The organism is Actinophytocola sp. (genome assembly GCF_036378875.1).
In the GTDB taxonomy this organism is placed as follows: Bacteria; Actinomycetota; Actinomycetes; order Mycobacteriales; family Pseudonocardiaceae; genus Actinophytocola.
The window spans coordinates 1-11192 of the sequence record NZ_DASUVO010000171.1 but is presented as its reverse complement, the minus strand read 5'-3'; the positions used below and the strand labels follow the sequence as shown (position 1 = coordinate 11192).

The window sequence follows — 11192 nt, the reverse complement described above, 5'->3', positions numbered from 1 at the left end:
ACAATTATTGGACAGTTCGTCGGTGGACTTGACAATCGATTGTCTGTAACGATGTTCGGATGGCGAGCACGTTCGACGAACTGCTGGAAATTCCGCGCGGGCGCGGCATGCTGGCGGGGGACATCGCCGACCGGATCGGTCCCGGGCTGCGGATCGCGTGCGGGGTGACGGCGTCGGACACGCCGGCGAGCGTGCGGCGCAAGGTGGCCCACCGCCTCATCGAGCTGTGCGATCGGCTGCCCACCGACCTGCGGGTTTCGGTGCTGGCGGCGCTCGCGCTGCACCCGTTGGCCAACCACCAGTTCATGCAGGACCGGATGGGGTGGGCGGCGCGGCAGATCAACCGCGACCACCCGCGTGCCGCGGTGCGGCGGATGAAGACCGGCTTCCGGATCCTGGCCGAGCAGCTCGACGACCTTGTCGACGACCCGGCGATGCAGCAGGGCTGGCACGTGTACTCGCTGCGGGCGTTGCTGCGGATGGATGTCGACCCGCCGCAACTGGTGGAGGACCGGGCGATCGTGGCGTCGGTCGACAACCTCAGCGAGATCGAGATGCGCCTGTCGGCGCCGGCCAGCGAACCGTCGGCGGACAGCCCGATCACCGCGGCCGTCCTGTACGGCGGGGAGATCACGCACGCCGAGCGCGTCACCCCGAGCCACCGCAAGTTCGCGGTGCGGCTGCCGGAACCCCTCGCCGCCGGCGAGCGGCACGAGCTCGGCGTGCGCTTCACGGCGTTCCCCCGCAAGCTCATGCCGCCCTACTACGTGCTCACCCCGCTGCAGCCGTGTGAGCGGTTCACCGTGCGGGTGCGGTTCGGCCCGGAGGTGCCCGAGCGGATCTGGCGGCTGGACGGCCTCCCGCCGCGTGCCATCGACGACTTCGAGCCGGAGGGCGAGCTGCTCACACCCGACCGGCTCGGCGAGGTGTCGCTCGAGTTCCTGCGACTGCACCAGGGACTGAGCTACGGCATGCGATGGTCGACACCATGACGGACAACGGGATCGTCTCCGGCTCGCTGATGAGCTATCTGGCGCAGGCGGACCGCGACTTCCTGCTCGACCGCGCGGTGCTGCGCCGGTTGCCGGCCGGGACGTCGCTCATGAACGAGGGCGACCCGACCGACCACGTGCTCGTGCTGCTGTCCGGCTGGGTGCGGGTCTACAAGAACACAAGGGACGGACAGGTGGTGCTGTTCGCGTTGCGTGGCCCCGGCGACGTCATCGGTGATCTCGCCGCGCTGCAGGGCTGGCCACGCACGGTCACCGTGGCCACGTTGCAGGACACCGAGTTCGCCCAGTTCACCCACGAGGGGTTCCTCGCGTGCCTGCGGGACCGGGCGGCGGTCAGCATCGCGCTGCTGCGCCAGCTGGCGGTGCGGCTGCGGGACTCGGAGGCGGCGCGGCTGGACTACGCGACCATGGACGTCGCGCAGCGGGTGGCGGCGTTCCTGGTGCGGCTCGCCGAGGCGCACGGCAGCCCGTCACCGGAGGGCGTGGTAGTGGACATGCCGTTGACACAACAGGACATCGCGGACAGCATTGGTGGGTCGAGGCGTGCCGTGGCCCGGGCGCTCAAGACGTTCCGCGACCGCGGGTTGCTCGTCACCGGCCGTCGGACGGTCGTGGTGTCCGCGCCGGACGTGCTGCGCCGGCTGGCCCGTACTGTGCCAGATGGCACATAGCGGGTGAGCCACCGTTCATCGTCCCGAATTCCCATTTCCCCGACGCTAATGGTGCCCGGGGAGAAACCTCGAAGTGGGATGGGGACGGACATGAGGTACATCGTTACGGTTTCCGCCGCCGTACGCGTGGGATTCTGGTTGTTCGCGATCGGCATGGTACTCGGCCTCGTTCTCGGTCTCCAGGCCTGATTCCGAAGAGGACTTCGGGCAGCCCTGCAAAACCGGACCGAGGAGGCGAGACATGGAAAGTCACTATTTGCTGGTGCTTGTCCTGCTGCTCGACTAAGGGTGAGGACAGGCGGCGCCGCCGGATTCTGGGGGATCCGGCGGCGCCGTTCGCGCACGGTCAGGTGAACGCGTTGAGCCCGGTGAGCTTGCGTCCGATGAGCAGTTTCTGGACCTGGCTGGTGCCCTCGTACAAGGTCATCACCCGGGCGTCGCGAAGGATCTTCGCCACCGGGTACTCGTCGAGGTAGCCGTAGCCGCCGAAGACCTGGATCGCCAGGTTGGCCGCGGTGACGGCGTTCTCGCTCGCGTACAGCTTGGCCATCGATGCGTCGGTGGAGAACGGCTGGCGGCGGTCGACGAGATCGGCGACCCGCCACACCAGCAGCCGCGCCGCGTCGGTGCCGACGGCCATGTCGGCGAGCATCTGCTGCACCAGCTGGAAACCGGCGATCGGCCTGCCGAACTGATGCCGCTCCCCCGCGTACTTCACCGAGGCCTCGAGCGCCGCCCGCGCCAGCCCGACACACCCCGCGGCGACGGACATGCGCCCCTTGTCCAGCGCCGCCATCGCGACCTTGAACCCCTGGCCGATGGCGCCGAGCACCGCGTCGTCGCCGACCCGCACGCCCTCCAGGACCAGCTCACCGGTCGACTGGCCGCGAAGGCCGAGCTTGCCCTTGATCTCCCGGTGGGTGAACCCGGGCGTGCCGGTCGGCACGAGGAACGCGGTCACCCCGCGCGGCCCGGCCTCCCCGGTGCGGGCGAACACGAGCGCGAGGTCGGCCCAGGTGCCGTTGGTGATGAACATCTTCGAGCCACTGAGGACCCACTCGTCCCCGTCGCGGACGGCCTTCGTGGCGAGGTTGCCCGCGTCGGAGCCGGTGTCCGGCTCGGTGAGCCCGAAGCAGGCGAGCGACTCACCGGAGCACAGGCGCGGGAGCCAGCGCTGCTTCTGCTCGTCGGTGCCGTAGCTGAGGATCGTCTTGCCGACCAGCCCGAGCGACACGGACACGATGCCGCGGATCGCGGAGTCGCCCCGGCCCAGCTCCTCCATCATGAGGCAGTAGGACAGGTGGTCGCCGCCGGAGCCCCCGTACTCCTCGGGGATCGTCATCCCGAGGAACCCGACCTCGGCGAGCTTGCCGACGATCCCCCGGTCGACCTGCTCGGCCCGGTCCCAGTCCCGCACGTGCGGCACGACCTCGCGGTCGATGAAGTCCCGCGCGAGCTCCCGCAGCGCGGCCTGCTCCTCGTCGAGCGACAGATCCATACCAGCAGGCTAGCGGGGCGCGAGGCCGGTCGTACCGTCAAGAAGCTCACGCACGACGTCGAGGTGCCCGGCGTGACGGGCCGTCTCCTCGATCATGTGCAGCATGACCCACCGCAGGTCGTCACCCACATCGATCGGCGGGTCCGTGTGGCTGCCCACCAGCGGTGCGTCCAGCGAGGTCGCGGCGATGATCGCGTTGGCCCGCTCGCACTGATCCCGGTAGAACGCGAAGACCGTCTCCCGTGGCCGCAGGGTGGTCAGCGGCGCGTGGTCGGCCAGCCAGTCCAGCGGCGGGGCGCTGCCGGTGACGACCTCCTGGAACCAGTGCCGCTCGGCGTACCCGAGGTGCTCGACCATGCCGAGCGGCGTCCACTTCGACGGCAGAACCGCCCTGGTCAGGGTCTCGTCGTCGAGGCCGTCGAGGATCGCCACCGCAGCGGCCCGCTGCGCATCGAGGAACGTGAGCAACATCGTCTTCTCGTCCACGCCGCAAAACAATAGGTCAGCCGCGGACGATCCGGTGTCTGCCACGGACCGCTTCGAGACCGCGCACCACTTGCTGACGCTGAAGCCGGATCTTCACCCGCTGTGATGATGCGGCAAGTGGGCTGATGTCCAGCCCTGGCTCGGAGAACCAGAGATTGACGCTTTCCAGCTTCGGGAGTCTCGCCAGTGGGGCGAGATCGAGGTCCCGGGCGCCACGAAGCCCTACCGAACGAGCTTTACCGAGTTTGCCGAGCGGAGTCGCGTCGTCGACAAACGGCAAACCGAACAGTCTGAACGACTCCAGCTGCGGCAGGACCGGCTCGATGGAATCCAGTCCGGCTGGCAAAAACTCCGACCAGACTCCCAGCCTGGTCAACCTCGCGCATTGTGTTATCACCGGAGCAGGGTCGACACCACACTCACCAATTTCAAGATCCACCAAGTTGGGCAGCGCCAAGATCACGTCAAGGTCGACGACCGACTTCATTTCAGGCAACCAGAGGGTCGTCAACCCGGGCAAAGCCCTCAGGAAGTCGATGGACGAAACACCTGCCGGGAGTCGAAGCAGGAGGTTGTTGACGTTCGGCAGTTCGCTGAACACCTCGAACCCGTCCGCCAACCCATGCCCCTGGACATATACATCGGCGAGTCCCTGGTGTTCCAGGAGTGGGGTGAGGTCACCGATGGGATCGCCGGCAACCACGTTGAAGTGTTCGAGACGAGGCGCACCGCGAATCCATTCGATGTCTCTGGCGCTTCGGCTGTCGAACACGCGGAGAGCTGTCAGGTTCGCCAGATGTTTCGCCAGGTGGATGTGTTCGCGTCGCTCGACACCAATGCGCCCCGCTCGCAGGGGCGCGTCAGCGAGTACTGTCTTCGCATATTCTTCGGCGTCGAAGTAGTGCCATACCTCGGCAAGTTCGTTCTGGATGCGGTCCCGAGGGTCCGAGGCGTAACCGGCGAGCAGGCGCAGTGCCGCTGGGCCGTTCACCAAGGCGGCAGTCCGCACGCAGGCGGCCCCGACAGCCTCGGAGACCTCGTCCAACGAGGTTGGGAGCCGCCGCAGGACCCGGTCACCGGCCAGCGAGAGTGTCCGGCTCTCGCGGCTCGCCCTCGGTGGGATGACCGTGTCCAGGGACGCGTCGATCCGCGCCATGAGGTCCGGCTCGACGGTGGTGGACGTCTCCAGACATGCGCTGGCGAGGAGCCGCAACCGCCGCGCCGACGTCGGTTCCCGGTCGGCGCGGTCGAGGATGCCGGTGAGGATCTCCTTGCGGTTGCGGGCAGTGGCGTGTCCGGCGGCCATGATGATGGTCTCGCGCCAGCGGTCCGACGCGGCCTCGCGGATCAGCACGTCCATCAGGTGGTCCTCGGCCGCCTCCTTCGCGGCCAGGTACTCCTGGAACGTCCGGTGCACGAAGTCCACCCGACCCATCACCGGATCTCGAATGACACCACTGCGTTCCAGCAGGTACCGCAGTGTCTCCTCGGCGTCCACCGACACCTCGGGCAGCCGCACGAGCGCGCGTTCCACGTGGTGCACGCAGTCGTCGAACGACAGCTCGACCCGGCCGGCCTCGGTCAGCCGCCACGCCAGGTGCTGCAGGATGGTCAGCTTGGCTCTCTTGTCGAGCCGAACCGCCTGCATGACACCGCGATCCGCGTCCCGGCGCTCCAGCAGCAGATCCAGCGACGCCCCGTACAACGCCATCCGGTCCGGCGGGAGCTGTCGGTGGCGGTCGAGGTTGAGCGCGCACAACATGGCGCACAGCAACGGGTTTGTCGCCAACGTCCGCAGTGCCCGGCGGGCGTCGAGGTTTCGCAGCAGCGCCGACTCGTACTCGTCCAGCTCCTCGACGGGGCACGGCAGTGCGTTCGTCGAGCGGATCGCCTCGTGCCAACGCCGGCAGAACTCCGCGATGTCGCCGGGGCTCATCGGTTCCAGCAGCAACGACGTGAAACCCTGGTCGACCAGCCATGACTGGCCCGCGGCGGCCGGACGCGAGGTCACCACGACCGGCAGGTCCGGATAGGCGACGGCCAGGCGCCCCAACCACTCGCGAACGCGAGCACGTTGCGCGGGCACCAGCTCGTCGACGCCGTCGACGAGCAGCACCGCGTTCCTGGGCAGCTGGCGGTGCACCCACCCGTCCGGCATCAGGCCCAGGATGGGGTCCGCGACGCCCGAGGGGAACTCCTCCGGGCGCGGCGGCTGCCGGTCGCCGTAGCTGCGCAGCCGCACGAAGAACGGGACCCGGCCGTTCCACCCGGCGAGCTGCCCGGTGAAACCACCACGCGCACAGTTCACCGCCACCCACTGGAGGAGCGTCGTCTTGCCGGAACCGGCGTCGCCACGCAGCAACGTCCGTGACGCGGTGGCGAGGGCGTCCTCCACCCGCACTCCGCTGGTGTCCCGGCGGTTCGCGAACCAGTCCTCGTCACGCCAGTCCTGTCGGGCGCCTCGGGTGCTACCGGTGACCGTGAGGCTGAAGTAGCCCACGCTCACCCTGGTGCGTGGCCGGTAGTGGTGGGTGTCGACGCCGAACAGGTCAAGCTTGTCGAGCTCGGAGCTGACCAGGGACAGGTACCGGCGGCGGAACTCGTTGTCGTGCTGGCTGCCCTGCGGAGCGTCCAGCGACGTGCGAGGCAACCGTTCCAGCACCAGACCGATGTCGTCGGCAAGAGACGTCGTGCGGCTGAGCAACTCGCTCAGCGCCCTGGACTGGAACTCAGGCAGTCGGCGCACGACGCTGACCAGCGCGATACAGCTCTGGCCGAGCACTTCCCGGTACAGCGCGGCGGCACCTTCGCTCAACCCGGCCCGGCGAGCCATGTCCGGCACCTGGTCGCGCACACGCCCGGCCAACTTCATCGCGTCCACGTCGGCGGCGAACAGGCTCCGGTCGGACAGATCGGCCTCGGTCAACGCGTCCAGCACCGCGGCAAGCGCCGCCGCGCGCTCGTTCTCCGGCAGCTCACCGAACTCCACCGAGTACAGCGGTTGCAGCCGGCGGGCCGCGTCGTCGCCGATCTTCTCGAACTGCCGCGCCAGATCCCTGCGGTGAAAGCGGTCCACGACCGCGACCCCCAGCAGGTCGACCAGATCACGGCCGCGCCGCGCCTGTTCCTGACGGACGTCCAGCCACGCCGTGACCACATGCCTGACCAGCTGCCGGCCAATGTTCAGCGCCGCCTCGTCCAGACTCATCGGCACCCGCCTCTCGTACCGTCCCCGGCACGAAATCGTCGCAGATGCCGCGAACGTGACTAGAACAGCGCGATGAGGACCAGGATCACGATGACGGCCACGATGACGGCGGCAAGTGAAACATGGCCGGGTGACCTGCGGTAATGGCTGCGCACGGTGGTGGTGCGGAACCACCCGTACGGCACGCGGCGGCGATGTCGTTGAACCCAAGGCATGTCTGCTCCCAACGTGTCGTCTGATTCCCCAAAAGGCCTACCCCGTCGCGGGACGCCTATGCGCGGCTTGGAGAAAGCTCACTGGCCGAGGTGTAGCGCCTCGGCCGGGCGCAGGCGTGCCGCGACCACGGCTGGGTAGAGACCGGCGAGCATGCCGGTGACGAGCCCCAGCAGGGGGCCGGCGGCCACGAGACGTGGGTCGAGCACGACCACCCAGTCCTTCACCAGGCTGGTGGCGGCGGTGATGTCGATGCCGAGAACAGTGCCGAGTACGCCGCCGACGAAGCCGAGAAGGCCGCTCTCCACGAGGAACTGGCCGCCGATGGCGCGGCGACTCGCTCCGACCGAGCGGCGCAGGCCGATCTCGCCTCGACGTTCGATGACCGCGATGTAGCTGGTGTTGGCGATGCCGATGGCGCCGATGAGGAGGGAGACGGCGGCGAGCCCCAGGAACAGCACGCGGGTCTCGCCCTCCACCCCGACGCGGAACGAGGCCAGGTCGGGTGGGACGGCGACGGCGAGGGCCTTGGGGTTGCGCGGGTTGAGCGCGTAGGGCGCCTCCGCGCCGACCTGGTCGGTGGCGCCGAACTGGGTGCGGATCGCGGCCTCTGGCGGGTTGTAGGTGCCTTCGACCGGCGCGGCAAGACATTCCGAGTACCCCACGACGACGGCGCGGGTGAGGCGGGGCTCGCCGGCGGGCGCCTGGAAGACGCCGGTGACGAGGTAGCCACGGCCGTCGACGAAGATCACGTGACCCACGTCGATGCCGAGGACGCGGGCGGTGACGGTGTCCACGACGACGACGGCGTCACCCCGGGCCAGATGGCCGGCGTCGAACCACCGGCCGGACACCAACTCGGCGCCCAACGCGGTCAACGCGTCGGTCTCCGCGGCGTGCACGCCCAACGGAACCCCTGTCGCGTAACGGGATGCCGCCACCCGCAGCTCGCCGGGCCGCGAGCAGAGCAGGCCGGCCCCGAGCACCCCGTGCAGCGAGCGCAGCCGCGCGGCGTCGTCGAGCGTGGGTGCCGGTTGGCCCGTGGGGTAACGGACACCGACCTGCGTGGCCTCCAGCGCGTCGAACCGCGAGGAGACGGCCTCCGCCGCGCTGCCGCTGATCCCCACGGTGGCGGCGGCCATCGCGATGCCCAACGCGATGCCCAGCACGGTCAGCGCCGAGCGGGCCTTGCGGCCACGGACCGCGTGCAGTGCCTGGCCGATCACGTCCAGAAGCGCGGTGCGCGGCCTATCCGACATGGCCGTCCACGATCCTGATCACCCGGTCGCAGCGGGCGGCCACGTCCTGGTCGTGGGTCACGACGACCACGGCACGCGACTCCCCCGCGAGCCCACGCAGGATGTCCAGCACGCCCATGCTGTTCGACGTGTCGAGGTTGCCGGTCGGCTCGTCACACAGCAGCACGGCCGGTTCGCCGACGACCGCACGTGCGATCGCCACCCGCTGCCGCTCACCGCCGGACAGCGTCGTCGCCCTGGCGGTCAACCGGTGCTCCAGCCCGACGGACCGCAGCGCGGCCTCGGCCAGTTCCCGCCGCTCCCGTCGGGCGAACCGCCGGTGGATCAGCGGCACGCACACGTTCTGCACGCAGTCCAGGTACGGGATCATGTGCGAGGCCTGGAAAACGAAGCCGAGCGTGGTGGCTCGCAGCCGCGTGCGGTCCCGCTCGGCGAGGCCCGCGACGTCGACACCGCACAGCTCGTAGGTGCCGGAGCTGGCGATGTCGAGCAGCCCGAGCACGTTGAGCAGCGTTGACTTGCCCGACCCGGACGGCCCCATGATCGCCACCAGCTCGCCGGCGCCGATCTCGAAGCTGACCCCGCGCACCGCGGCCACCTCGGGCGGGCCCGGGTAGGTCCGGACCACGTCGACCAGGCGGATCACCGCGTCACCCCCCGACCACGACCTTGTCGCCCACGGCGAGCCCACCGGTCACCGCGACCTGCCCCTGGTGGGACATCACCACCTCAACCGGCACCACACGCCGAGCACCACCCGACACCACCGTCACCTCCACCGTCCCGTCGGCACGAGTGACCAGCGCCGAGGCCGGCACGATCAGCGAGCCGGGCGGGCTTCGCCTGCGCTCCACCACGATCTCCTGTGCCTGGCCTGCCGCCGCGCCCGGCACGTCGCCCTCCAGCTCGAACACCGCCTCCGGGTCCGGTTGGGTGTCCTGCGCGGTGGTGGGAGCCGCCGCGCCGCTGGCCGGTGCCCGGTCCTCCGTCCCTGGCCGCACGGCTTTCAACGTGACCGCTTTCCCTTGCGCGGCACCGGCTCCGCACACCAGGCCGGCGCCGGTGAAGGTCTGCTCGAGTCCGGCCGGCACGGCGGCGACCACCTGCCACGGCCCCGACACGAGCGTGAGCAGTGCCGCGTTGGCGTCGTCGCCGACCCGCACGCCGAGCGTGCCGACGGTGGCGGGCAGCTCCGGCACGAACGCCACCTCCGCGGCCGGCAGTCGCACCGTTTCCGGGATGTCCGGCGGCGTGGCCGGGTTGACCACCGGCGCGTGCTTGACCCGTGCGTAGAGCTTGCGGACGTCGGCGGCGGTGCGCTTGTCGAAGACACCGGTGACCGGTGTGCGGAACTCGGCCTTCAGCGCGGTCTGCAGCTGGGTGACGTCCGGGCCCGCGTCCCCCTCCGCGAGATCGCGGTAGGCCGGGAAGCTGCCGGTGAGCAGGATGAGCGGCCGGCCGGACACCTCGGCGACCAGCGTGCCGTTGCCCACCTGCGCCCCAGCGGCCACCGGCAACGCGGTCACCACCGCCTTTCCGGTGGCCACCGCGGCCGGGCCGAGGACCGGGACCGTGTTGGCGCGGGCGAACACCCCCGGCAACGTGAGGCTGTCGACCAGCTCGCCGCCGGTCACCTCCGCGGTGATCACCGACGGCGGTGGCGGGGCGGCCGCGGCGGCGCGCTGGCCGGGGGTGCGTGCCCCGGCCGCCACGTACCACGCGAGCGCGGTGCCGCCGACGACCACGACGAGACCGAGCACCGTGAGGATCCTTCGACGCACTGCCGTCCTCGATTCCCTCAGCTGGCAAGCATCTGCTGGGCCCTGGTCAGCGATGCCTCGCTGAACTCCTGCCAGGCCACCAGATCCGCTTCGTGCGTGGCCAGATACGTGGCCAGCTCACGGTTCCACGCGGCCTGGAGTGCCTCGTTGACGCGGGTCTGTTCCGCGCACTGGGCGTGCGCCACCGCCTGCTCGATCTCGGAGTCCCTGGCCTGCCGCACGGCGTCGGCGTTGGCCTGGTCGACGTTCTCGTAGTAGGACTCGGCTTTCCGCGCCGCGTCGACGGAATCGGTGACGCCGGGGTAGCCGCGACCGGACATGCACGAGATCCACGCGGCCCGCGCCGCACTCGCCCCCGGGTCGGCGGCCGCCGCGTTGTGCACCGCGTGATCCAACCCGCTCGTGGCGGCGTAACGCAGCTCCACGAAGCGCTTCACGTCACCGAGCACCGCACGGTCCGTCTCGGGCTGGCAGCCCTGCTTGTAGACGAACTGCTTGTTACCGTCGGGCATCACGAACACGTCGCGTTCCTTGTCGCCCGGCCGGGTCCGCTCGCCGCGGTTGGGGTTGCCAGGACCGGTCAGCCCTTCGGCGTACTGACGCCGAACCTCCTCGGGCTGGGCGTCGAACGGGTCGGGTTCGACGACCTTCTCGGTGGGCGCCACCTCCGGCGCGGCGGAGATGCGGTAGCCGTACTTTCGCGCGTCGTCGAGGTTCTCCGGCCGATCGAGCGGCGGTTCCTTGGCGGTGAAGGACGCCGGGTCCACCGGCTCGTGCCGGGGGTGAACCGTGAAACCCTTACCCGCCATGCACTTGTCGTAGAGCCGGTTCAGCACGTCGACCAGCCGCACGTAGACCCCGGCCGCCGCGTTCAGGGAGGCCCTCGACTCGTCGTTCGCCGGTGTCGACGCGGGATCGTCGGCGGCAACCGGGGTGCAGCCAGCGACCAGGGCGAGCACAACCGTGACCGCCAAACACAATCGTCCCATAACAACTCAACCCCCCAGGAGTTGTGGGCCGCGCGGATCGGCGGCCCACAACGTGATCTCATGGAACTACGCGG

General features: G+C 69.8%; 10 protein-coding genes. 2 read left to right on the top strand and 8 right to left on the bottom strand.

The window, feature by feature from the left end; genetic code table 11:
- Positions 1 to 59: 59 nt before the first annotated feature.
- Positions 60 to 992, top strand: coding sequence for a hypothetical protein (locus VF106_RS47870; RefSeq protein ID WP_330846784.1), 933 nt, complete (start codon positions 60 to 62; stop codon positions 990 to 992).
- Positions 989 to 1684 (top strand): Crp/Fnr family transcriptional regulator, encoded by a 696-nt coding sequence (locus VF106_RS47865; RefSeq protein WP_330846783.1) that lies wholly within the window; start codon positions 989 to 991, stop codon positions 1682 to 1684. The genes VF106_RS47870 and VF106_RS47865 overlap by 4 nt, the downstream gene beginning before the upstream one ends.
- Positions 1685 to 2030: 346 nt before the next feature.
- Here VF106_RS47865 and VF106_RS47860 read toward each other — a convergent pair whose 3' ends face one another.
- From VF106_RS47860 to VF106_RS47825, 8 genes are all read right to left on the bottom strand, one after another.
- Positions 2031 to 3182, bottom strand: coding sequence for an acyl-CoA dehydrogenase family protein (locus VF106_RS47860; RefSeq protein ID WP_330846782.1), 1152 nt, complete (start codon positions 3180 to 3182; stop codon positions 2031 to 2033).
- Positions 3183 to 3191: 9 nt separating this feature from the next.
- A complete protein-coding gene (locus VF106_RS47855; RefSeq protein ID WP_330846781.1) occupies positions 3192 to 3668 on the bottom strand; it encodes a DinB family protein in 477 nt (158 codons plus the stop codon).
- 16 nt (positions 3669 to 3684) lie between these two features.
- Positions 3685 to 6876, bottom strand: coding sequence for an NACHT domain-containing protein (locus VF106_RS47850; RefSeq protein WP_330846780.1), 3192 nt, complete (start codon positions 6874 to 6876; stop codon positions 3685 to 3687).
- A gap of 59 nt (positions 6877 to 6935) precedes the next feature.
- Positions 6936 to 7091 (bottom strand): hypothetical protein, encoded by a 156-nt coding sequence (locus tag VF106_RS47845; RefSeq protein WP_330846779.1) that lies wholly within the window; start codon positions 7089 to 7091, stop codon positions 6936 to 6938.
- A gap of 78 nt (positions 7092 to 7169) precedes the next feature.
- Complete coding sequence (locus VF106_RS47840; protein ID WP_330846778.1) at positions 7170 to 8348, bottom strand: ABC transporter permease; 1179 nt, start codon at positions 8346 to 8348, stop codon at positions 7170 to 7172.
- On the bottom strand, positions 8338 to 8994 hold the full coding sequence (locus VF106_RS47835) for an ABC transporter ATP-binding protein (protein ID WP_330846777.1): 657 nt from the start codon (positions 8992 to 8994) through the stop codon (positions 8338 to 8340). The genes VF106_RS47840 and VF106_RS47835 overlap by 11 nt, the downstream gene beginning before the upstream one ends.
- Positions 8995 to 8998: 4 nt before the next feature.
- Positions 8999 to 10129, bottom strand: coding sequence for a hypothetical protein (locus tag VF106_RS47830; protein ID WP_330846776.1), 1131 nt, complete (start codon positions 10127 to 10129; stop codon positions 8999 to 9001).
- Positions 10130 to 10146: 17 nt separating this feature from the next.
- Complete coding sequence (locus VF106_RS47825) at positions 10147 to 11103, bottom strand: hypothetical protein (protein ID WP_330846775.1); 957 nt, start codon at positions 11101 to 11103, stop codon at positions 10147 to 10149.
- Positions 11104 to 11192 lie beyond the last annotated feature (89 nt).

Bases quoted from the DNA above. Each gene is read 5' to 3' on its own strand.
- VF106_RS47870 (WP_330846784.1), top strand. From the start codon at position 60: ATGGCGAGCACGTTCGACGAACTGCTGGAAATTCCGCGCGGGCGCGGC.
- VF106_RS47865 (WP_330846783.1), top strand. From the start codon at position 989: ATGACGGACAACGGGATCGTCTCCGGCTCGCTGATGAGCTATCTGGCG.
- VF106_RS47860 (WP_330846782.1), bottom strand. From the start codon at position 3,182: ATGGATCTGTCGCTCGACGAGGAGCAGGCCGCGCTGCGGGAGCTCGCG.
- VF106_RS47850 (WP_330846780.1), bottom strand. From the start codon at position 6,876: ATGAGTCTGGACGAGGCGGCGCTGAACATTGGCCGGCAGCTGGTCAGG.
- VF106_RS47845 (WP_330846779.1), bottom strand. From the start codon at position 7,091: ATGCCTTGGGTTCAACGACATCGCCGCCGCGTGCCGTACGGGTGGTTC.
- VF106_RS47840 (WP_330846778.1), bottom strand. From the start codon at position 8,348: ATGTCGGATAGGCCGCGCACCGCGCTTCTGGACGTGATCGGCCAGGCA.